Origin of the sequence: Chitinophaga sp. YR573 (assembly GCF_900110995.1) — a bacterium.
Classification (GTDB): Bacteria; Bacteroidota; Bacteroidia; order Chitinophagales; family Chitinophagaceae; genus Chitinophaga.
This window is the reverse complement of sequence record NZ_FOJF01000001.1, coordinates 2,454,896-2,478,268: the sequence shown is the minus strand read 5'-3', so window position 1 is coordinate 2,478,268 and position 23,373 is coordinate 2,454,896. Positions and strand designations below refer to the sequence as shown.

Here is a 23,373-nt window from a genome sequence, read left to right as displayed (position 1 = left end):
CTACAACGTTTAATAATTATAGGATTTACGGATACACTCAGCATTTTTTAATAGCCTGTAATACAGATCATTACTTTAAAAGTAAGCACCAACACTTCTTCGTAAGCCCCTGGTCATTGAATTTGGTAAGCTATTTGATTATATTATACTATAACACTTAAAGCGGAGGTTGAAAATGGAAAGAAAAATTACTCCAGCCTTGTGGGCATGTATTTTAATGGACCTGTTAGGATGTGCAAGCTACGCGGTACCTGTTTTAGGGGAAGCCAGCGATGTGATATGGGCCCCCATATCAGCCATCATATTTTATAAAATGTTTGGTGGAAGTGTAGGCGCTTTCGGAGGCGTGTTCAACTTTATAGAAGAACTGTTTCCGGGGCTCGATTTTATCCCCACGTTTACTATCAGCTGGGTAGTGAGAAGGGTTACACAAAGCATCAGGGAAGGTAAAACACCGAAAGAAAAAGTTCAGCCTTACAAAGTAGCCGGACTATAAAAATACCAAGATTGTAAGGTTTCAAAGTTGAAGGTAAGGTTGAGGAGATTCGCCAGCACCTTTGTTATCCTTTCAATCTTTCAAGAAATTAAATAAGGTCTCTTTACCCCGATTAAAAGGGGTTTAACCAACATCCATAAAGGGGTTGACCTGATCTCTTTACTCCGATTAAAAGTGGTTTAACCAATATACATAAAGGGTCTGACTTGATCTCTTTACCAGAAACAGAAGGGGCTGTATCAAATCTGATACAGCCCCTTTTTTGTTGGGTTCTTTTATGTGGAGAAAGACCAGAAGTTATTACCCTCTTGGCGGCATACCACCACCTGGGAATCCGCCACCTCTCATACCTGGGAATCCGCGCATTCCAGGAGGACCTTCCCGGCGTTGATTATTATTGCCACCGGAGCCAAATTTTTTCAGAAAGTAAGTAAAGCTCAGCATAAAGTACTGTTGCAATACCATGTTGTTTGTATCCTGAATATAGTTTTCTCCGGTGCTGCGACTGATACTCACATTGCGCTTCAGAATATCGTATCCGTATAATTTTATCAACCCCTGTTTCTGCTTAAATACACTTTTTGAAATGAAGGCATTGAGCATGGTTACATCTACGTTGTATCCTGCAGCCCTTCCTGCATTCAATGTGTACGTAAGATCACTGCCAATAATAAAACCAGCAGGAAGATTTACGTTAAAATCAACCATAAACGAATAGTTGAAATAATTGGTGTTTGCAGTAGGCTGGATATCGTATCTCGCCGCGCTGTACTGTGCACTGGCGGTAGTAGATACATCAAAGAGTTCTTTATAAAAATAGTTGAAACTGAGACCCTGTGTAATACTATAGGTTTTATTAAAAGTTTTAACAGCAGAACTAAAGTCTGTACCGGTTGTACTGAAGCTCACATCCCGGCCATAACTCAGGGAAGTATTAAAGTTTATAGTGCTGTTATTCTTTTTATTAACCGGAATAGTGTTTACCATAAACCCATCAATATTATATGCACCATTTGCATTCATTGGTTTCGTATACTGTTTACCGGAAGTATCTGTACGGTTTGCATTTACGATTTTGTTTTCAGAAAAACTGCTTCTGATATTTGCAAAGAAACCACGGAAAGTACTCCTGTTAAAAGCATTATACCCTACATTAAAACTATGTGTGAAAGTTGGCTTCAGATCAGGGTTTCCCTGTTGTACGTATAGCGAACTTGTAAGGTCTGGTAATGGTTGTAACTGCTGTACCGTTGGTTGTGTAGTACTACCGGAATAGCGTATACGGAAACGTCTGCCCTGTTCAAAGTTATAGTTGAATGATGCAGATGGATAATAGTTTACAGTATGCTGAGTGATGTGTGTAGATCTGCTTACATTGGTGTTATCTAAGTTACTGAATTGTACGTTTACCCCTACGGTATAATCGTACTTGAACTTTTGTGTGTGGATGTTGATACCAGCCTGTTGTGTCTGAAAAACATTCTCAAAAATATTACTCAAACTATCATTCAGTTTATCGTATTTATCAGATACACTGTTGAGGTCATAAGTAAGATTATTTGATGAGCTGAAATTATGATTCCAGGCGTATGTCAGTTCAAGAAAACGTGTTTTGCTGATGGGTTCTGTGTATGTTAAACTCACGCCCAGATTTCTACCTAAATTGTCAGCATTTGTTAACCTGTCGTACCCGGTTATAAAATCTGCGGTGCTATCTGTACCCACGTGGGTATCAGATGTTTTATAATAATTCTGCCGGGTAGTGGTGTTATAACCAAAGCTGAAATTAGCGCTGACGGTGCGACCAACTTTATTGAATTTTTTTCTGAACAACGCGGTTGTTGAGAAATTGGGAGAGCTGGCGCCACTCCTGTTAATGGAAGATCCTTCAATCGTTTTTACTTTATTGATATCCAGCGACTGATAATCATTTCCGGAATAGTTAGTCCCGTCTGTATAAGTGAAAACAGGTGTGATAACCAGGGAGTGTAAAGAGTCTATCTGATACTCCATACGCATGTTAATGCGGTTGTTGGTGGTATTAGCGACAGAGCCTGAATTCTGATCGTAGTAATAAGTTGAATCGCCTAAGAACGTTTGTTTGGCGCTAATCGTTTGGTTCTGTACACGGGTATCGCTCACCAGGTAGCTACCATTTACTTTTAATTTAGTGCCAAAGTCCTGGTTATAATTCAAACCCGCATTCCAGTTACGTGTGATCCCTGTACTGTTATTACCACCAAGACTGTTGATGGTACTACTTGACGCACCACGACCTCCGCCCCCACTGCGGCCGCTTCCTCCTCCATTTCCACCACCGGAGTTGTTGCTGCTGAAGTTGAAAACATCCTGTTGGGTATAACCAAGGTTATTGATGTTATTCCCACTACCTAAAAAGGAAAGCTGACTGTTTTCGCGGAAGCTGTTGAGGCTTCCGTTAACGGCATAACGTTCATCATTTCCATAACCGGCAGAAGCTCTTCCAAACACACCATGTTTCTTGTCTTTTTTGATGGTGATATTTATTGCTTTTTCCGTGTTGCCATCGTCTATGCCGGTAAACTGTGCCTGATCAGACTTACGGTCTATCAACTGTATTTTATCGATGATATCTGCAGGCAGGTTTTTGGTAGCCAGTTTGGGATCATCTCCAAAGAAAGGTTTACCATCTACCAATACTCTTTTTACTGTTTCCCCCTGTGCAGTGATGACGCCATCTTTATCTATCGTTACGCCTGGTAGTTTTTTCAGCAGATCTTCCACTACTGCATTCTCCCTTGTTTTAAAGGAGCCGGCATTAAACTCCAGGGTATCTATTTTCACTACAACCGGAGGAACTTCCTGCACAATTTCCACTTCATTTAATGTAATTCCTTTTCCTTTCAGCTGAACATTTCCCATGTCTACAACCGGTTTGGCAGGAGAGACCGTTATACTTTTGAAGATGGGTTTATAACCCAGATAGGTAATATACACGCGATAATTACCCATGGCAACACCGGGTATTGAAAAAGCCCCTTTTTTATCTGTAAATACGGTGGCGGCAAGAGAAGAGTCGCTACCATACAATAAAGCGACCGTTGCATCCGCTAAGGGATTGGTCGCAGTTGAGTCGGTAAGTAGCCCTTTGATCTGTCCCTGCTGTGCTTTTGTTATCAGCACGAACAGGAACAGAAATGCAGTTATAAGGGTTATTCTTTTCATGTAAAAGGAATTAATAGCGGGAATGCGAATTTACGGTTAATTAATTCCTGTTGTTTTGACGGTCACGGAACTTCTGCATCTGTTCACGACGCATATCACGAAACTGATCCTGAGAGATTTTTTCTGCATTAGCAGGGATCGCTGTTTCTGTAACAGCTACAGGTTTCAGGTCTACTTTTTTAGCAGAGAAAGAGCGTCTGTCGCTTTCTGCGGATAATACTACGCCATTGGCTTCCGGTAACAATCCGTTGATTGGACTGTAGCTGAAAGGCAGTTCCTGTGTGTACCATACGGTGTATGTTTCATCACGTAAGGTAACGGTTGCTTTTTTGCAGTTGTAGCCGGCTACTTTTTTAGTTTTATCAGTCAGCTTTACATCTTTTGGCGCTGCAAAGTCTTCTTCTGTGTAGAAGGATTTAGTACTGTCGTCTGCTTTTGTGACAACCTGGATATACTTTTTACCGCTAAGGTCTACATATACAGGACCGCCACCAAAGCCACCACCAAAACCACCGCGCATGCCACGGCCTGGTCCGCGACCCTGACCACCGCCACCGTTATCACCCGGAGGAGGACCTTGTGGAGGAGCCTGTCCATTACGACCGCCCATGTCCGGGCGTTCCGTAGCCAGTTTACCTTTACCTGCTGTAAAGAAGAAATGCTGTGAGAAAGTAATTACTTGTTCTTCTGCGTCTCCACCGTCTGTATTACCGCCGCGGGGGCCCATTTTTGCACTTACCTCATAATCTATAACACCTGCGTTTTTGTCCTGTGCCATAGCTGTGATACCTGAGAAGGCTACCAGGGCTGCACTAAGGAGCGTCTTTGAGAAATGGTTCATGTGTTTATGTTTTTTCTGATACAAAAGTCACTAATCGCAAGGCATTAGATGGTTAAATAGCATTATTTACTGTTAATTACTGTTAAGGGTATGCTGCGTGTAAGCCCGGAAACCGATAGCTTTGTGTGATTACAAGTTAACAGAGCTAACAAATGCGTCAACGAATCCGCAACATACTGATATTAATGTGTGTATGCATACTCAGCATATACCTCTTCCAGGGTTACTGGTTATATAACTCCTATCATATTCAGCTGGACCAGTTTGGAAAAGATATAAATGAGTCATTGCGAACAGCTATTTTTAACAAGCAGTTTGCTGATGTGCGCCGGTATTTCAGACGCTATGGCCGCGAACGTGATTCCCTGCATGATATGCCACCCCCGGGAGAAGACTGGCACCATTTAACAGATACGAGTACACGGAATGGAGAAGGGCCGAACAGGAAGTTTGCGGATACGCTTGCCCGGCAGATCTCTGATTTCATCCTGCTGAATAACGAATACGGAGATAGTATCAAGCTGGTAAAGCTGGATTCTGTATATAGTTCGGAGCTGCATAACAGGCAAATTACAACAGACTTTGAGCTGGATACTTTTCATATCAGCTTTAACGGGCTGGCCCGTGACGGATTCCGGGACAGCCTGCGCAGGCGTAGCCCGTTAAAAACAAGCAAGATCCCGTTTAATCCGGCCAGTAACCTCTTTGTTCAGGCCGTATTTAAATCGCCATTGCAATATATTCTGGCAAAGATGATCTGGACACTGGCAGGTACTTTACTATTGCTGGTGCTGGTGACCATCTGTTTTATCTACATGTTGCGGACGATCTTAAAGCAGAAAAAGTTGTCTGAAATAAAGAACGACTTTATCAATAACATGACGCATGAGCTGAAGACTCCTATTGCCACGGTATATGCGGCAGTAGAGGCCATGCAGAACTTCAATGCGCTGAACGACCAGAAGAAAACACAAAACTATCTTGATATTTCCAAGCAGGAATTACAGCGATTATCAGACCTGGTGGAAAAGGTGCTGCATATTGCTTCGGAAGAGAATGAAGAGATAGAAATTTACAGGGAAGAAACGGACCTGAATGATGTGATAGATACTATCATCACCAATCATCAACTGAAAACAAACAGGCCGGTACAGTTCAGATACGATAATCTTTTAGGGGACAGGCAGGTGTTTGTAGACAAAACGCATATCTCCAATGCTATCAGTAACCTGGTGGATAATGCGATTAAATATTCGGGAGAACATCCTGCTGTAAGTATCCGTTGTTCCATAGAAAACGGTACCTTAACTATCCGGGTAAAGGATAACGGAATAGGGATACCCAAGATGTACCAGGAAAATATCTTTGATGCATTTTTCCGTGTACCAACGGGCAATCTGCATAATGTGAAAGGGTTTGGCCTGGGGCTGAGTTATGTGAAGAAGATCATCATGCTGCATGGTGGTACGATTACTGTAACCAGTGAACAGGAAAAAGGAAGTGAATTTATTATCCATCTCCCGCTTTAAAATTCAGCGCTATGTCTAAAGTATTACTAATAGAAGATGAAACACAGTTAGGCCAGATCGTAAAAGACAGCCTGGAGATGAGAGGATTTGAAATGTTATATGCGGAGGATGGGAAGGAAGGACTGAGATTGTATAAAGAACATCACCCTGATGTGGTGGTCCTGGATATCATGATGCCTAATATGGACGGGTTTTCTGTAACTACAGAGATCCGTAAAGAGGATAAATTGACCCCCATTATCTTTTTAACCGCTAAATCACAAACAGCGGATGTGGTAAAAGGGTTTGAACTGGGAGGGAATGACTATCTGAAGAAGCCGTTCAGCATGGATGAACTGATTGTGCGGATCAAATCGTTGCTGATGCGGTACAACGAACAGCAGGGATCTGCGGATTCCGGTGCGGATGTAGTGCAGATTGGCCAGTATACGTTTAACTATACGAAACAGACCCTTACCAGGAATAACAATACCGAGTTCCTCTCTCACCGGGAAGCAGAAATACTGCGGCGCCTGTCTGATAACCGCAACCAGGTGATGGAAAGGAAGACGATCCTGCTGGATTTGTGGGGAGATGACAGCTTTTTTAATGCTCGCAGCATGGACGTATTTATCACCAAAATACGGCGTTATCTGAAGGAAGATCCCAGGATACAGATAGTGAACATACGAGGGGTTGGCTATAAGCTGATCTTTTAATTATCTTTGCTCCCTATGGAGCAGATAGAACAGCAAATAGCTGCATACAAACAGGAAATACTGGCATTTGAACCAGCCACTGCGGCGGATCTTGAAACATACCGTATCAAATTCCTCGGAACCAAGGGAATTGTGAAGGCGATGTTCGGGGAAATGAAACAGGTGCCGAACGATCGTAAGAAAGAATTCGGACAGGTGCTGAACAGCTTTAAACAGCTGGCAGAAGAAAGATATGCGCAGTTTGAAAATCTGAAAGACGATGCGGGCAGTACTACCGCAGATACGGACTTTACCTTACCGGCAGAACCTCACCGCCTGGGTACCCGTCACCCGATCAGCATTGTAAGAAATAACATCATCAGCATATTTGAGCGCCTGGGATTTGCTATTGCAGAAGGGCCTGAAATAGAAGATGACTGGCATAACTTTACCGCATTGAACCTGCCGGAGAATCACCCGGCACGTGATATGCAGGATACTTTTTACATCAGTCAGAACCCCGACTGGTTATTACGCACACATACCTCTTCCGTACAGGTAAGGACTATGGAGCTGGGTAAGTTGCCTATCCGCATTATCTGCCCAGGCCGTGTATATCGTAACGAAACGATCTCTGCCCGTGCACATTGCTTCTTCCATCAGGTAGAAGGGTTGTACATAGACGAAAACGTTTCTTTTGCGGATCTGAAACAAACGCTTTACCACTTTGTTAAAGAGTTGTTCGGAGAGGATATCAGTATCCGTTTCCGTCCTTCGTATTTCCCTTTTACAGAGCCTAGTGCCGAAATGGATATTACCTGTATTATCTGCGGTGGTAAAGGATGTAATGTATGTAAACATACCGGTTGGGTAGAGATCCTGGGTTGTGGTATGGTGCATCCGAAAGTGCTGGAGAATTGTGGTATTGATCCTGAGAAATATACCGGTTTTGCATTCGGTATGGGTATAGAACGTATTACAATGTTGAAATACCAGATTAAAGACCTTCGCCTGTTTTCTGAGAACGATACAAGGTTCCTGGAGCAGTTTGAAGGGGCGATCTAAACATATTTTTACAAGGAATAGGAGAAGGGCGAAGGGGTTTATATCAGCGTCTTTCTCCTTTTGCTATTTTATAAGCATTATGGGAATACATACAATTGCTGTTTGCGGAGCCGGAACCATGGGAGCCGGTATAGCACAGGTAGCCGCTACAGCCGGTTACCGCACGGTACTGTTTGATCTGCAACAGGCGGTGCTGGATAATGCACAGCAACAGATATCCCGGCAGCTGGATACAGCTGTTTCTAAAGGGAAACTGGCAGCGGAGCAGAAAGCTGTTATTTTATCACAGATACGGTTTACGAATGATGTGAATGAGTGTGTCGCAGACCTCGTAATAGAAGCTATTGTGGAGAAATTATCCGCTAAAACCGGGTTGTTCAATCAGCTGGCAGCTATTAATGATCATTCCGCGATATTCGCTACAAATACGTCATCGCTGGCTGTATCAGCCATCGCATCTGAGGTGGTGAATCCATCCAGGGTAGCAGGTATGCATTTCTTTAACCCCGCACCGGTTATGAAGCTGGTAGAGATTGTACAGGGGCAGCAAACATCACAGGCTGTAGTGGATTTGTTGTATGATTTATCGCTGAAACTGGGAAAAACACCGGTACATGTGAAGGATACACCGGGATTTATTGTGAACCGGGTAGCCCGGCATTATTACCTGGAGGCCATGGAGATTGCTGCTGAGGGTATCGTTGATTTTAAAGCAGCAGACAGGTTGCTGGAGAGTGCGGGCTTTCGCATGGGACCCTTTGCCCTTATGGATCTTATAGGAAATGATGTGAACCTGGCAGTGACGCAATCGCTGTATGATGCGTTTGAAAAAGCACCAAGATTTGCACCTAATAAATTGCAGATAGAAAGGGTGCAGCAAGGTGCATTAGGAAAGAAAAGCGGGAAAGGATTTTATAATTACGGCTGAGGTATATCATTTCAGCTGCACATTGTTATCTTTGGATTCTTGTATAAAACGGGACTTAGTACATGATTTTAGTTACGGGAGGAACAGGTTTTTTAGGGAGTAATTTATTGAGGAAACTGGTGGATGTCGGGGAGCCGGTACGGGCATTGTATCGTACAAAGATCCCTGATTTGTTAACGGATACACAGAATAAGATAGAGTGGGTAAAGGGCGATATACTGGATGTATGTACGCTGGAAGACGTGATGGAAGGAGTGGATAAGGTATATCACTGCGCAGCAGTTGTTTCTTTCCATCCCAAAAATCATAAAGAGATGATGAAGGTGAATGTGGAAGGTACCGCTAATGTGGTGAACCTGGCTATAGATGCAGGTGTGAAAAAGCTGGTACATGTGAGTTCTGTGGCTGCGCTGGGCCGTGCAAAGGCAAATGGTGTGATAAATGAGGAGAATGAATGGCAGGAAAGTAAGAACAATTCGCAGTATGCGGTAAGTAAATATTTGGCGGAGATGGAAGTGTGGAGAGCAAATGCGGAAGGCCTTGCCACTGCAATTGTGAATCCTTCTATCATACTGGGAAGCGGGTTCTTTGATGATCCTTCCAGTATGCTTGTACGGAATGCCTGGAATGAATTTCCTTTTTATACAGATGGGGTGACTGGTTTTACCGATGTGAAAGATGTGGCAGATGTGATGATACGCCTGATGGAAAGTGATATCAAAGGGCAGCGGTTCATTTTGTCTGCGGAGAATATGGGTTATCGTGAGCTGTTTACTGAAATGGCTACAAGGCTTGGTAAGAAACCGCCTCATATAGCGGTGAAACCATGGCTGGCGGAGATTGTGTGGCGTGTTGAGGGTCTTAAGGCAAAACTGACCGGAAAGAAAGCACTGCTAACGAAAGAGACTGCGCGTACCGCTCAGATGAAAGTATATTATGACAACAGTAAGATCCAGGCGGCATTACCCGGATTTGCATTTACACCGTTAAAGACAACGATTGCCAGGATGTGTGGCGCATTCAAAGAGTACATGATCTTATCTAAGTAGTAAGGCTCCGATAGCCGCGGCTATGACTGGCTGTAATTCTGCGGGGATGTCCGCACTCATCCATACACGGGGTTTTTCTCCCGGCATTACTGCCGCTATATCCTTGCGGCGGTAGTGAAATTCATAACAGATATTCTCGTAGGAATTCTTTGTTCCGAAGTTATTATGAGCCGTTATACGGATCTCGTCCTTATCTGAGCGCAGTATACCTGCCGGTTTATTGTCGTTTAGCTCCAGGTAGGTCGCTTCTTTGAGAATAAATTCCCAGCGTTTTAAAGGCTCGTTTTTGGTCCCGTTGATCTGTACGTAGGTGTAAGGGGCCGTTGGGGGCATATTGTCCAGAAAAGAGGGCAAAGACCGGCTTGAGAAGGCAATGTGCAGGGCCCTGAGTTCCTGTATCAGGATACTTTCGTCCTGCCCGGTTATGATGAAGTTAAAAGGGTTCTGCGGGTCTTTGATGAAACTGATACTTGCAGCATCTGAAATACCGTTCTTACGGGAGGAGGTGTTGTATGGCCCGTAGGAGATGGTTTTAGAGGTGAACCAGCCATCGCTGATCTTTACGGGCCATTCCTGCGAAGGGTTGTATAACCCCTTCTGGGAGTATCCAGACGTAAAACCGGCAAGCAGCAGGCATATTGTGAACAGGGTACGAACCATATTTAGGCATTGATTTTTGGGAGCAGGGCTTCGTCCTTTAATTTTTTGTGGTGGTGCATCGCACCACCACAAAAAATTGTTCTTTGATCAAACTAACCTTGTTGTTGTTTTCCATAAAGCTTCTCCCACATTTCAGGGATGCGTTTGATCCAGGCCAGTTCTTTCTTCTTCACCCGGGCATCTTCTACCGGTGATCCAAAGTATACTTTACCCGCTTCCAGGTCTCCGCCCACACCACTTTGTGCAAGCACTACCACGCCTTTGTGTATGGTAAGATCTTTTGATACACCTACCTGACCCCACAGAATTACGTTGTCTTCTATCTTTGCTTTTCCGCCAACGCCTACCTGGCCGGCAAATAAACAATTGCGGCCAATCACGGTACCATGACCGATATGGATCATGTTGTCAAACTTAGTACCACGGCCGATGATGGTGTCTCCACTAACGCCTTTATCGATGGCGCAGCCGGCTCCTATTTCCACATCATCTTCGATGATCACACGTCCGCAGCTTTCCAGTTTATCATACATCACTTCCCTGTCTGCTCTCTTCTTAAAGTAGAAAGCATCAGCACCAATTACGGTACCGGCATGAATAATTACGTTGTTGCCGATGATAGTATTGTCGTAAATAGTTACGTTAGGATGTATAATACAATTACTGCCTATGCGAACATGGTTACCAATGAATACATTAGGCTGTATGATGGTGTCTTCCCCTATCACAGCGGAATCGCTGATGGGTTTGGTGGCTGGTTCGAAAGGGCGGAAACGTTTAACAAGTTTCACATAAGCACTGAACGGATCAGGTAAAACAAGTAATGCCTTACCGGGAGGGCAATCAACTTTTTTATTGATGATGATGATGGTTGCTGCAGATCGCAAACAGGCATCATAATACTTTTCAAAGTCTACAAAAGAGATATCTCCCGGTTCAACTTTATGAATCTCATTAATGCCGGTTGCTTCCAGCTGGTCGTTGCCAACCAGCTCTGCGCCTATGAATGCTGCTATTTCCGTAACCGTTAGCGGTGCGTTCAACTTCATGTGTTGTGCTGTTTAGTGCAGCAAAGGTAGTAGAGAATTGGGAATAAATAATTGGATGTTCCGGAATGATGAAGAGACGAAATAAAGTTATCTCACGAAGTACTAACTGTTGTTATCCACACTTTTTTTACTGGTGTGAATAAAAAAGTTTGCATTTTTTTTCTTTTGTGATGAAATTCTTTTTAATATTGTGTAGGGAATTTATGTTTCCTGTACTTACTAACCCATTCACATAACAAGAAAGTCTGATTGTAAACACGGTCAGACTTTTTTTATGCCCCTTAAGATCCGCATCCCACAAGCATTTCAGCCGATTCGTTTTTCTATCTGCTACTAACATCCTACTGATGTCAATACACTTTTATCTCTTTTTGCAGTGAAGCGCAAAAATCAGGAAGGCATCATTTTTCTCTTTTTGAGGTCCATTTTCTGGAAAATGTTTTTTCATTTTGAAAAGATTGTAACATAAAGTGGTAAAAATGAAGAGAATATACTAGATCGTTTTACTGAAGAGTTGTGATTGTGGTAATTGCTGCCATAAACGGGCATCAAAAGCCATACAGATGTTCCGTATAAACGGACGACCTTTCAATGTAACAGACACCTTCTTCGGATGTACAATCACCAGTCCGTCTTTTTCCGGTTCCTGCAAGCGTTGCAAACCTTCAAATATAGCATCACACTGCGTATCAGCCTTATTCCATGTTGTTTCAAAGGCACACATGAGTGCATGTATATGGCGCCGGATTAACAGATCTTCCCTGTTTAACAGGTGACCTCGCACTACAGGAAACTGTCCGTTGTTCACCAGACGTTGCCAGACAGCAATCTCTTTTTCATTTTGTGCATAGGCATACCAGCTGTCTCCGATAGAAGAAGCTCCTAATCCTATCATCAGGGATGTATGTTGATCTGTATAACCCATAAAATTGCGGTGTAATGTTCCATTGGCAAAGGCATTGTAAAGAGGATCGTGCTTCAGAGCAAAATGGTCCATGCCTATTTCTGTGTAGTTGTTTTCTGCGAACATAGTTTTGCCAAGATCATACAATGCCCGCTTCTCTTCGTCTTTGGGCAGGTCGGCTTCAGAATAGCGCCTTTGCCCAACTCCTTTCACCCAGGGAACGTGTGCATAGCTGTAAAAGGAGATCCTGTCAGGTTGCAGCTGCATTACCTGATTAATGGTATCTTTTACACTAACAGCTGTCTGCAATGGCAATCCGTATACAAGGTCGAAGTTGATGGACGTATATCCTATCGCTCTGGCGGCATTCATCACACGTGCTACCGTTTCATAAGGCTGTATGCGGTTGATAATTTCCTGTACGCGGAGATCAAAATCCTGTATACCGAGACTCATACGCCGGAATCCCAGATTGTACAGCGTTTGCATATGTGCTTCAGTGGTGTTGTTGGGATGCCCTTCAAAGCTGAGGGACGCGTCTTTCAATATATCTGCCCCTTTGAAAATCCCCGTTACAAGCTGATGCAGATTTTCCGGTGTGAAGAAGGTCGGCGTTCCTCCTCCCAGGTGTAATTCGCGGATGCGTGGACGTTTCTCAAACAACCCCAGGTATAACTGCCACTCTTTTAACAACGTGCTGATATAAGGTTCTTCTACAGCATGATTCACTGTAATGTACTTATTGCAGCCACAATAGGTGCACAGCTTTTCACAGTAAGGAAGGTGGATGTAAATACTGATGCCTTCTGTGTTGTTGGTGGCATGGAATGACTGTTGTACTAATGCCTGCCAGCTGACGATATCAAAGCCTGCATTGTTCCAGTAGGGAACAGTTGGGTAACTTGTATAACGGGGAGCCGCAACATTGTATTTCTGAATAAGGCTCATACTATGATGGTTTATAACAGTGTTCAATCGTTTTTCCTTTGGAGATGACGGGGCTGATGTATGGAATGCCGAGATTCAGGCCACGCATAATCAATAGCACTGCCATCAATACTACTGCGTATGGTACACATTGGCGCAGCCTGTTGCGCATGTGGACGGTGATGATCTGACTGCAGCAGCTGATGGTGACCATAGCGGGCAATGTGCCGGCACCAAAGGCGCACATAAACAGCGCACCCTGTGCGATGCTGCCGGTGGCTACCGCTCCTGCTACGGCGAAGTATACCAGCCCGCAGGGTAGCAGGCCATTGAAGAAACCGATTGCATAGAGGGTGTGCAGCTGTTGTTTGCGCAGTAGATAACCGAGGATCTTTTTAATGCGGGAGCCATAGATACCTGTGCTAAAATGGAAATGGTTATTGCGGAAGATAACAGCCAGCAATAACCCGCAACCAATGGTAATGGATAACCATTGTTGTAACCCTCCTATGTAAAATTGTCTGCCCAGCCAGCCGGATGCAATGCCTATGCCACTGTATGCGGTGATACGCCCTGTGTTGTATAACAGTATACCGGCCATTTTCCTGGTACCATCCAGGTGTTGTACCGGTAATGTTAGCGCTATAGGGCCACACATTCCTATACAATGAAAGGAGCCTATGAATCCGAGTGAAAGAGCATAAAGAAATGTTAAGAACATAATCAACTTAGTTAACCATTACTGCGTTTTCCTGGAAGTACTTTTTGCCGTTTGCTTCCCATTGCATCTGTACTTTGTAACTACCTCTGTGCAGGCGGTCCTTGCTGAGAATAAGTAGTCCGGATTTAACCGGTACTGTTATATCCTGTCCCGAGTCTGAAGCCCGGTAAAACAAGACATTCCCTGTAAGGGGAATGTCCTGCATCTCTTTGGGAAATGCGAGTGTGATCGTATATTCTTCCTGAGTGATCATCACAGGAGAAGATAGATTCAGTGCCTGTTTACGGCCATCTATCACCTGTTGATATTTCAGCTCTTCCCCATAGTAATCAGGCGTTACCAGGTCTATCCGGGTACGCATACTTTTAGTGACCATGGTAAGAATCCCGGCAGCGAAAAGCACGAAGACGATGATGATTTTATGTCCCCAGTTCATAGTGTTGAGTTTTATTGTACAGGGCCAAGGAAAGTAGTTTTGATGGTCCCGGTTTTTTTATTGCCTGTATATAGCGCTATATGCAGGATTGTTTTACGGTTTTTAATACCCGTACGAGGCAGTACAACGAAGAAAGTGCCTTCTCCCTGGTCTTCTGCCTTTACATGGATAATCTGCTGCCCTAACAGCTCTATAGTGCCGGGAGCATCTTCTAATTTCAAGGTAAGCAGGATGTCCCCGGTCGTTTTATTCACCAGTTTGATGCGATAGAGGTTAGTAATGCTATCCAGTCCTCTTTCCTGGTATAACATGCCTGCTGTGCGCATTACGGCCCCGCTCACGGGCTGCCTGCTGAGCAACATCCAGGAGATAACAGAGAGAATAATTAGTAATAGCGCGCTGTAGACCTTTGTGCGGGGCGTAAAACGTAATGGTTTGTTAGCCGCAATACCGTTTTCAGAAGCATACCGGATCAGATCCGGGGGCCGCCCCGTTTTTTCCATCATGAAATTGCAGGCATCTATACAGGCAGTGCAATTCACGCATTCCAACTGAGTGCCATTGCGGATATCTATGCCTGTGGGGCATACCTTAACACATTGTAAGCAGTCTATACAATCTCCACCATGCTGTTCCTTTTTAAAATGCCCTCTGGGTTCTCCCCTTACATAATCATACGCTACTACTACGGAATCTTTATCCAGCAATACTCCCTGCAAACGACCGTAAGGGCAAACCACTGTACATACCTGTTCTCTGAAGAAAGCAAATACGCCATAGAAAACACCGGAGAAAATGAACATGGTGACTGTATGTGCAGACACAGGGCTTTCAATCACCTTCAACAGGCTATTAACCCCTATGATATAAGCCAGGAAAGTGTTGGCGATGAGAAAGGACAGGGCAAAAAACAGGATATGTTTGCTTGTCTTTTTAAGGATCTTTTCCGTATTCCAGGTGGCTTTGTTCAACACTTTCTGCGCAGCCGCATTCCCCTCTATCCAGTACTCTATCTTCCTGAAAAGCATTTCCATAAAGATGGTTTGAGGGCATGCCCATCCACAGAACAATCTGCCGAAAGCCATAGTAAACAATACAATGAAGAGGATAAAGGCAACCATTGCCAGTCCGAAAATGAAGAAATCCTGTGGCCAGAAAATAGCGCCAAACAAAATAAACTTCCCCTCTACTACATTTAATAAAAACAAGGGCCGGCCATTTATCTTAATAAACGGGCCGGCAAAGAATACAATGAAATACAGGTAACTTAAAATACTTCTGGCAGTATAATACTTACCAGCAGGCTTCTGAGCATATATCCAATTGCGTTTTCCCTGTTTATCAACAGTGGCTAAGCTATCTCTGAACGTTTCAGTCTCTTCCATAATACTACTGTTCTGGTATACCTTGTTTCTCTTTTGGATCAGGAGGATTGGAGCCATGGATACTTTTGATATAACTGGCCAGCTGGGCCAGTTGTCTGGGAGAAAAATCATCTTTCCATGACTTCATACCTTTATCTGCTACCCCGTATTTAATCGTGCTAAATACTTCGTTGATCTTTCCGCCATGCAGCCAGTAATCGTCTGTCAGGTTAGGGCCTACGACTCCCTGCCCCTGTGGGCCGTGACAAGGCGCACAGTTAGTGGAGAACAGCTTCTGAGCCGCTGCAAGATCTGCCTGATCTGTCAGCAGCTTCACGCTTTTCTCATCGATATTATTGGCGGCCAGTTTCAGGTATTCGGCCTTTTCTTCTGCAGCAGCTGTTTCTGCGGAGGCTAATTCTTCTGCCTGCGTAGGGGCTGACTGGAAACGCCATAGATACACAACAGCAAACAGGATACTGCAATAGAATCCATATCTCCACCAGGGAGGTGTAGGATTATTCAGTTCATGGATGCCATCATAATCATGTCCCATATCTACGTCTGCTTCTGAATCTGCATCCAGGCTTTTTGTATCGTTCAGTTTATCCAGCCAGGAGATCTTTGGCTTGCCGGGAACCGTTTCCCTAGCAGGTTTGATCCGTTTTTTGCGTTCAATACCTACCAGAATACGCAACGTAAACAAGAGGCTGATGATCACGATTATTTCCACGGCTATCACAGATACCAGCAGGTAAAAGGATGTCTGTGACAGGCCATTGATGAGCGTTGATTTTATTGCAGGAGTATCCTGTGCCATAGCCTGACCAGCCACCAGTATTAATAGTATGGTTAGGATTGTTCCGGACTTTTTCATCCTGTCCCTGTAAATATCCATGGCACTTATTACCGCGTTGCCAAGGATGGCAATTGCTATAAGTAATCCGATGATCACCGTCAGCAATACGATTGCTACCGGGTTGCTTAATTCAGAAGGAGGTTCCGGCCTGTCCTGCGCAGCAGCCGTAAGGCTGAGTAATAAAAGTGCAGATATATTGACTAATTTCTTGTTCATGTGTGTAACAGTTAAAATTATTTATCATCCAGCGGGATATGGCTGATATGATCTATCATGCCCTTATCTGCTTTGAGTGCCCAGAAAGTGGCCAGAGCAAAGAAGATGGTGAAAATGAACAATGAGGCCAGCGGATATACACTTACACCAGTGATTGATTCCAGATAGTTGATGAACTTCATTGCAGTATGATTTTAATGTGTGGCTTTAATATCTTTTCCTAAGCGTTGCAGATAAGCAATCAGGGCAACGATTTCACGGTCTGGCTGTATAGGCAGCTTATCCTTTTGCAGGGATGCGGTTATTTCCTGTGCCTGTTTCTCCATGTCTGCATTCGCCTGTTTCTCATAACCGCTGGCATAAGGCACTCCCAGTTTGCGCATCACATTGATCATCGGAGCGGTGAGCGTTTTATCTACTTTATCTTCAAACAGCCATGGATATTGCGGCATAATAGAACCCGGAGACATAGACGTTGGGTCCATCATGTGATTGTAATGCCATGAGTCCGGATACTTGCCTCCTATCCTGGCTAAATCCGGCCCAGTACGTTTAGATCCCCACTGGAAAGGATGGTCATAGATAAATTCACCGGCCTTGGAGTATTCTCCGTAACGGGCCACTTCATCGCGGAATGGGCGGATCATCTGGGAGTGACAGGTATAACAGCCTTCGCGGATGTATATATCACGGCCATGCAGTTCCAGCGGCGTATATGGTTTTACGCTGGTGATGGTTGGGATGTTACTCTTTATCAGGAAGGTCGGGATCAGTTCAAGAATACCGCCTATACCAACGACAATCAGACTGAATACAGCCAGCTGTATAGGTCTGCGTTCTATCCAGCTATGCCAGTGCGCTTTGCCGTGAGTAACGAACACTTTTGGTAAAGGCGCAGCTTCTGCTGGTTCATTTGCTACGAATGTACCATGGCGTACTGTTTTGGTCAGGTTTACTATCATCAGGATGACACCTGAGATGTATAATGTGCCACCAAAAGCACGTAGTGCATACATCGGTACAATTGTGTTCACTGTTTCAAGGAACTGGAATTTTAACTGGCCTTCCGGTGTAAACTGTTTCCACATCATGCTTTGTGTAAAAGCCGCCCAGTAAAGCGGAATGACATAAAAGATGATGCCCAGCGTACCTAACCAGAAGTGTGTATTCGCCCATTTCTTAGAGTATAAGGTTGTGCTGAAAATGCGTGGTAATAACCAGTAAAGGATCCCGAAAGTGAGGAAACCATTCCATCCCAAAGCGCCTACGTGTACGTGTGCGATGGTCCAGTCGGTATAATGACTGATCGCATTTACATTTTTAAGGGACAACATAGGGCCTTCGAAAGTGGCCATACCATAACAGGTGAGCGCTACAACGAAGAATTTCAGAATAGCATCTTCTCTTACACGGTCCCATGCACCACGAAGTGTGAGCAAGCCATTGAGCATACCTCCCCAGGAGGGAGCGATAAGCATAATGGAAAATACAGTACCTAAGGATTGGGCCCATTCAGGTAATGCAGTGTATAACAGGTGATGAGGACCTGCCCAGATGTAAATAAAAATGAGTGCCCAGAAGTGAATGATAGACCAGCGGTAAGAATATACCGGCCTGTTAGCGGCCTTTGGAACAAAGTAATACATGAGTCCCAGGTAAGGTGTGGTAAGGAAGAATGCAACCGCATTATGTCCATACCACCATTGTACCAGAGCATCCTGTACACCTGCATAGGCAGAATAACTTTTCAGGAAGGATAAGGGCAACTCAAAAGAGTTTACGATATGCAGCATGGCAATCGCTACCCAGGTACCAATGTAGAACCAGATAGCAACATACAGATGCGCTTCACGACGGCGTAAAATAGTACCCAGCATATTGGCGCCGAATACCAGCCATATCAGGGTGATTGCAATGTCGAATGGCCATTCCAGTTCCGCATATTCTTTACCGGTAGTACATCCCATTAAGAGGGTAATAGCGCCGCCGGCAATGATGGCCTGCCATCCCCAGAAATGAATTTTACTCAGCATATCGCTGAACATACGCGCTTTACAAAGGCGTTGCAGTGAGTAATACACACCCATGAAAATACCATTGCCTACAAAGGCGAATATTACAGCATTGGTGTGTACAGGTCTGAGTCGCCCGAAGGTAGTAGGAGCAAAGCCCAGGTTCATATCTGGCAACACAAGTGCAAGTGCTGCCCAGAGGCCTGCCAGCATGCCTATCAGCCCCCAGCCGATACATGCATATGCAAACCATTTAACGGTACGGTTGTCGTACGAGAATTTTTCAAGAGGCATATATATTCTATTACTGGTTTTTACAGTTCTTGTTATTACATGACTTTTTGCAGATGTGCACGGCAGGTTTGTTTTCGAAAAGGATTCGGTGTGCAGGAGAAAAACTATCTTCAAATTGTCCGTTCTTCACAGACCATATAAATGCTGCAAGGAAAAATAATGCCACCAACAGGCTGGCTCCCAGTAGAATAATGATCACGCTCATAGTGTAATAGTTTATAACAAAGCTAGGTCATGGCGTGTGCGGGGTTTATGATGTAGCTCAATGCTGTTGCTGATTTATATCAGCCCATTCACTTAATCCATAAGTAATCAGTACAATGCTGACAGAGCTTGCTGGCATGAGTATAGCGGCCGTGAGCGGAGATAAAAGACCTTGTACGGCAAAGAAAAGCCCGGTGATATTATAGATCAGGGAGATGATAAAGCTGATGATAATAATGCGTTTATTGGCCTTGCATATTTTTATGAAATGAGGCAATTGCGATAGTTGAGCCGCTTCCAATATACCATCACTTGCAGGTGTGAAATTGTTACTGTTTTCTGTGATAGAGATACCTACATCACTTTGTTTTAATGCACCGGCATCGTTCAATCCATCGCCTATCATGAGTACCCTGTTGCCTTGCTGTTGCAGCTGGATGATATAGTTTAATTTGTCTTGCGGTTGCTGCGTGAAAAGCAATGTGGATGAAGGTCCCAGTAGTTTTCGCAGGTAAGGCATTTCCCTGTTGTTATCCCCGGATAAAAGAGAGAGCCTGTATTTCTTTTGCAGTTGTTTTAATAACACAGGCATGCCTTCGCGGAAATGATTTCCAATGCTGAAATATCCTGCTACCTGTCCGTCAATAGCAACGAATACAACACTTCCATTCGCGGTTAGATGTTCAGGAGCGCCTACAAATATAGCACTACCCATCTCTATAAAGTGTTCCTGTACCCAGCCACTGATACCTTGTGAGGTAACGGATTTAAAACCGTTTACGGGCAGGCGGGTGTTATCCCCGTAATGTGCTGTTATTGCCTGACTAAGCGGATGTGAAGACTGTGCAGCAATAGATATAACAGCATGTGTTTGATCGGGTGTAAGTGGATTACCAATGTAACTGACAGTGCTGATTGTTTTACTTGTAAGCGTACCTGTTTTATCAAAAACAATATGATCTATATCGGCAAGACGTTCTATGGCAGCAGCATTGCGGAGGTATAGGTGATGGCGGCTTAGTATTCTTAAAATATGCCCGTTTGTGAAAGATGCAGCCAGTAGTAATGCGCAGGGACAGGCAATAATTAAAACAGCCGTAACGGCCGGCCATATACGAGCCGGTTCATTTGCCCACCAGTAAGTAGCGGTAATCACTGCAATCCATAATACCACCCAGGTAAAATACCGGGATAATAAGTGAATAAAGGAGGCTTCTTTTGCAACAGGATTTTTTAGTTCCTCACGGTTCCATAGACTGGTAAGATAACTTTGAGCCACTTCTTTAATCGTCAGTATTTCAATATTTCCTTCCAGTTGCTTTCCTCCGGCATATACGATCTCTCCCACAGATTTCCTTACCGGTAAGGATTCTCCCGTTACAAAGCTGTAATCAATTACGGCATTGCCTTTGACCAGGATACCATCTGCGGCAATCAGTTCATCATTATGGATTAGTAAGGAGTCGTTTATTTTGATATCAGGTAAGGCCGTAGGGATTTCTTTTCCCGCTTTCATAACGGAAACCGCTATGGGGAAATAGGCTGTGTAATCTCTGTCGAAAGAAAGTCTCTGGTAGGTTTTATCCTGTAAAATACGTCCTGCCAGCATAAAGAAAACAATGCCGGTCATGGAGTCGAAATACCCGGCACCATGGCCGGAAAAGACGTCTGAAAGACTGCGGACAAAAGTGACAGTGATGGCTAGTACTATGGGTACATCTATATTCAGAAAACCGGCTTTAAGACTGCTCCATGCAGAGCGGAAAAATACCTGGGCGCTGTAGAAGAATACAGGTAAGGAAAGTAATAAATTGAGATAACGGAAGAGTAGATTGAGTTTGGGATCTGAATAACTATGCCCGGAGAAATATTCAGGAAAACTGAGCAGCATAATATTCCCGAAACAGCAGCCGGCCACACCTATACGATAGATGAGATCGCGTTGTACACGAGGCTTTTTCTGTTGCAGATCTTCCAGACTGATATAAGGTTCGTATCCTATACTGCTGAGTATTTCCACTACTTTTCTGAGAGAGGTTTGTGAGTGCCGGAAAATGACCAGTGCTTCCCTGCGTGTAAAGTTGACGCTTACTTTCTGTACGCCAGGGTCCAGCCGGTGCAGGTTTTCGAGGAGCCAGAGGCAGGAGCTGCAATGAATATTGGGAATGTAAAAGGTGACATGTGTTTGTTGATCATCACGAAATTGCAGCAGTTGTTGCTGAATTTTTTCATCATCAAGGAAAGCGAATTTATCTTTTCTGACAGGAAAACGTTGAGCCACTCCTGGTTTATTATTCAGGGAGTAATACTCACAGAGGTCGTTCTCGTTGAGTATTTCATATACCAGTTTACACCCCTGGCAGCAGAAATGTTTATCGCCATTAGTAATGCTGTTGTCCGTACAGGTTTCTCCGCAGTGATCGCATAGTAATTGTATACGGGATAACGTTGCCATATCAAAGATTTGGAGCAAAGCTAGTCGTATGGCCAGGCCGGCACAATGATGAGGATCAAGTTAATGTGTGATGCAGATCAGTCCTGGAGATTAGCAGTACGCGTAATCTCATCTGTATTAAGCAGGCGGATCTTTTTGCCTTGTAGTTCTATAAGGCCATCCTTTTTGAATTCGGAGAGCAGGCGGATAGCGGATTCCGTAGCGGTACCAACAAGGTTGGCTATTTCTTCGCGGGAGAGACGAACATTCAATGTGAAGCCATCGCTTTCTACGCCATAGGTTTCTTTGATAAAGAGAAGGGTTTCTGCCAGTCGTTCGCGCACTGGTTTCTGAGACAGGTGGGTGATTTTAACTTCTGCTTTACGCAGTTCGCTGGCGATGATACGCATCATTTCGAAAGACAGGCTGGCGTCTTTCTGTAATACGCTCATGAAAAGGTCTTTGGGAATGAAACATACAGAGGCGTCATCGATGGCGATGGCAGAAGCGGTATAACGTTCTGCGCTCAGTAATGCTTTATATCCTATAATATCACCCGGTTTGGCGAGGCGTACGATTTGTTCGCGGCCATCGTCCCCACAGTGGGATAATTTAATCTTACCTGTATTCACGCAATAGATGCCAAAAGGATAAGCTCCTTCCTGGAATACTACCTGCCCTTTTTTGTAAATAGAGCATACCTTGGCTGCTTCGATTTCTTCCAGATTGCACTTTTCCGCTTTGAAAAGGATTGATCCAAAGCGGGCCTGGCAATTCAGACAAGAAGCATTATGGAAAGCTGTACACATATATTCGACCGCAAAATTACTAATTTACAGGCAATTTACCCTTAAGTAACGAGTTGTTAATGTATGCCATTTAATTATTATGTTATATATAAACCTTTTCAGGTACTTACCCGTTTCGGGAAAGAGGATGGGAAGGACAGTCTGTCAGATTATTTTAAAGTACCTGTGGATGTTTATCCGGTAGGCAGGCTGGATTATGATAGTGAAGGGTTGCTGATACTTTCGAATGATAAATCATTGACTAACAGGTTGCTGGATCCTAAGAACGCGCATGAACGGGAATACTGGGTGCAGGTAGACGGGGCTATAGATGATCCTGCCATCCGGCAATTACGTCAGGGCGTCACGATTGCCGTGGACGGAAAAAAATATCAGACACGCCGTTGCCAGGCAGAAATATTTGAGACGGAACCGGCTGTTCCGGAGCGTAATCCTCCCATTCGCTTTCGAAAGAGTATCCCTGCACCCTGGATAAAACTGGTCTTACAGGAAGGCAAAAACCGGCAGGTACGCAAAATGACTGCAGCGGCGGGATTCCCTACGTTGAGACTTATCCGTTATCGGATCGGAGGTATCACTATAGAGGGAATATTGCCAGGAGAGATGAGAGAGATGACCCAGCGGGAGATCTACGCACTATTGTTTCAGTAATACCACCTGTAAATAGCTTGTAGCTATTCTTTTGCGCTTTGCCC

Annotated in this window: 21 protein-coding genes; 7 read left to right on the top strand and 14 right to left on the bottom strand. The window is 44.2% G+C overall.

Features of this window, described 5'->3' with window-relative positions; genetic code table 11:
* Positions 1 to 175 precede the first annotated feature (175 nt).
* Positions 176 to 496, top strand: a complete 321-nt coding sequence (locus BMW86_RS10370) for a hypothetical protein (RefSeq protein WP_089781534.1) — start codon at positions 176 to 178, stop codon at positions 494 to 496.
* Between the two features lie 300 nt (positions 497 to 796).
* Here BMW86_RS10370 and BMW86_RS10365 read toward each other — a convergent pair whose 3' ends face one another.
* Both BMW86_RS10365 and BMW86_RS32780 read right to left on the bottom strand, forming a co-directional pair.
* Positions 797 to 3,700 carry a TonB-dependent receptor gene (locus BMW86_RS10365; RefSeq protein ID WP_089781532.1) on the bottom strand — a complete coding sequence of 968 codons (2,904 nt, stop codon included), beginning with the start codon at positions 3,698 to 3,700 and terminating at the stop codon, positions 797 to 799.
* A 40-nt stretch (positions 3,701 to 3,740) separates the two neighbouring features.
* Positions 3,741 to 4,541 carry a GLPGLI family protein gene (locus BMW86_RS32780; protein ID WP_177189212.1) on the bottom strand — a complete coding sequence of 267 codons (801 nt, stop codon included), beginning with the start codon at positions 4,539 to 4,541 and terminating at the stop codon, positions 3,741 to 3,743.
* 152 nt (positions 4,542 to 4,693) lie between these two features.
* Between BMW86_RS32780 and BMW86_RS10355 the strand changes: the two genes are divergently transcribed.
* From BMW86_RS10355 to BMW86_RS10335, 5 genes are all read left to right on the top strand, one after another.
* Entirely contained in the window at positions 4,694 to 6,070 is a 1,377-nt protein-coding gene (locus tag BMW86_RS10355; RefSeq protein ID WP_089781530.1) for a sensor histidine kinase, read from the top strand.
* 11 nt (positions 6,071 to 6,081) lie between these two features.
* The gene (locus BMW86_RS10350; RefSeq protein WP_089781527.1) at positions 6,082 to 6,768 is read left to right on the top strand and encodes a response regulator transcription factor; all 687 of its coding nucleotides are present in this window, start codon (positions 6,082 to 6,084) and stop codon (positions 6,766 to 6,768) included.
* Positions 6,769 to 6,783: 15 nt separating this feature from the next.
* Positions 6,784 to 7,812: a phenylalanine--tRNA ligase subunit alpha gene (gene pheS, locus BMW86_RS10345; RefSeq protein ID WP_089781525.1), complete on the top strand. Its 1,029-nt coding sequence runs from the start codon at positions 6,784 to 6,786 to the stop codon at positions 7,810 to 7,812.
* Between the two features lie 79 nt (positions 7,813 to 7,891).
* Positions 7,892 to 8,740, top strand: a complete 849-nt coding sequence (locus BMW86_RS10340) for a 3-hydroxyacyl-CoA dehydrogenase NAD-binding domain-containing protein (protein ID WP_089781524.1) — start codon at positions 7,892 to 7,894, stop codon at positions 8,738 to 8,740.
* A 62-nt stretch (positions 8,741 to 8,802) separates the two neighbouring features.
* A complete protein-coding gene (locus BMW86_RS10335) occupies positions 8,803 to 9,789 on the top strand; it encodes an NAD-dependent epimerase/dehydratase family protein (RefSeq protein WP_089781522.1) in 987 nt (328 codons plus the stop codon).
* On the opposite strand, the gene BMW86_RS10330 is transcribed toward BMW86_RS10335, so the two are convergent.
* The 12 genes from BMW86_RS10330 to BMW86_RS10275 form a co-directional block, all read right to left on the bottom strand.
* Complete coding sequence (locus tag BMW86_RS10330; RefSeq protein ID WP_089781520.1) at positions 9,778 to 10,449, bottom strand: hypothetical protein; 672 nt, start codon at positions 10,447 to 10,449, stop codon at positions 9,778 to 9,780. The two genes, BMW86_RS10335 and BMW86_RS10330, sit on opposite strands and share 12 nt — an antisense overlap.
* 92 nt (positions 10,450 to 10,541) lie before the next feature.
* A complete protein-coding gene (locus BMW86_RS10325; RefSeq protein ID WP_089781518.1) occupies positions 10,542 to 11,498 on the bottom strand; it encodes a UDP-3-O-(3-hydroxymyristoyl)glucosamine N-acyltransferase in 957 nt (318 codons plus the stop codon).
* Between the two features lie 493 nt (positions 11,499 to 11,991).
* Positions 11,992 to 13,350: an oxygen-independent coproporphyrinogen III oxidase gene (hemN, locus tag BMW86_RS10320; RefSeq protein ID WP_089781516.1), complete on the bottom strand. Its 1,359-nt coding sequence runs from the start codon at positions 13,348 to 13,350 to the stop codon at positions 11,992 to 11,994.
* Position 13,351: 1 nt separating this feature from the next.
* On the bottom strand, positions 13,352 to 14,050 hold the full coding sequence (locus tag BMW86_RS10315) for a sulfite exporter TauE/SafE family protein (protein ID WP_089781514.1): 699 nt from the start codon (positions 14,048 to 14,050) through the stop codon (positions 13,352 to 13,354).
* 7 nt (positions 14,051 to 14,057) lie between these two features.
* A complete protein-coding gene (locus BMW86_RS10310; protein WP_089781512.1) occupies positions 14,058 to 14,486 on the bottom strand; it encodes a FixH family protein in 429 nt (142 codons plus the stop codon).
* A gap of 11 nt (positions 14,487 to 14,497) precedes the next feature.
* Positions 14,498 to 15,928, bottom strand: a complete 1,431-nt coding sequence (gene ccoG / locus BMW86_RS10305) for a cytochrome c oxidase accessory protein CcoG (protein WP_255372896.1) — start codon at positions 15,926 to 15,928, stop codon at positions 14,498 to 14,500.
* Positions 15,876 to 16,925: a cbb3-type cytochrome c oxidase N-terminal domain-containing protein gene (locus BMW86_RS10300; RefSeq protein ID WP_089781507.1), complete on the bottom strand. Its 1,050-nt coding sequence runs from the start codon at positions 16,923 to 16,925 to the stop codon at positions 15,876 to 15,878. Before BMW86_RS10300 ends, ccoG begins: the two co-directional genes overlap by 53 nt.
* Before the next feature lie 17 nt (positions 16,926 to 16,942).
* Positions 16,943 to 17,107: a CcoQ/FixQ family Cbb3-type cytochrome c oxidase assembly chaperone gene (locus BMW86_RS10295; protein ID WP_089781505.1), complete on the bottom strand. Its 165-nt coding sequence runs from the start codon at positions 17,105 to 17,107 to the stop codon at positions 16,943 to 16,945.
* A gap of 12 nt (positions 17,108 to 17,119) precedes the next feature.
* Entirely contained in the window at positions 17,120 to 19,231 is a 2,112-nt protein-coding gene (ccoN, locus tag BMW86_RS10290) for a cytochrome-c oxidase, cbb3-type subunit I (RefSeq protein WP_089781503.1), read from the bottom strand.
* Positions 19,232 to 19,241: 10 nt separating this feature from the next.
* Positions 19,242 to 19,436: a cbb3-type cytochrome oxidase assembly protein CcoS gene (gene ccoS, locus BMW86_RS10285; RefSeq protein ID WP_089781501.1), complete on the bottom strand. Its 195-nt coding sequence runs from the start codon at positions 19,434 to 19,436 to the stop codon at positions 19,242 to 19,244.
* Between the two features lie 57 nt (positions 19,437 to 19,493).
* Positions 19,494 to 21,890: a heavy metal translocating P-type ATPase gene (locus BMW86_RS10280; protein ID WP_089781499.1), complete on the bottom strand. Its 2,397-nt coding sequence runs from the start codon at positions 21,888 to 21,890 to the stop codon at positions 19,494 to 19,496.
* Positions 21,891 to 21,967: 77 nt separating this feature from the next.
* On the bottom strand, positions 21,968 to 22,678 hold the full coding sequence (locus BMW86_RS10275) for a Crp/Fnr family transcriptional regulator (protein ID WP_089781497.1): 711 nt from the start codon (positions 22,676 to 22,678) through the stop codon (positions 21,968 to 21,970).
* A 63-nt stretch (positions 22,679 to 22,741) separates the two neighbouring features.
* On the opposite strand from BMW86_RS10275, the gene BMW86_RS10270 reads away from it, so the two are divergent.
* Positions 22,742 to 23,329: a pseudouridine synthase gene (locus BMW86_RS10270; RefSeq protein ID WP_089781495.1), complete on the top strand. Its 588-nt coding sequence runs from the start codon at positions 22,742 to 22,744 to the stop codon at positions 23,327 to 23,329.
* The last annotated feature ends 44 nt before the right edge of the window (positions 23,330 to 23,373 follow it).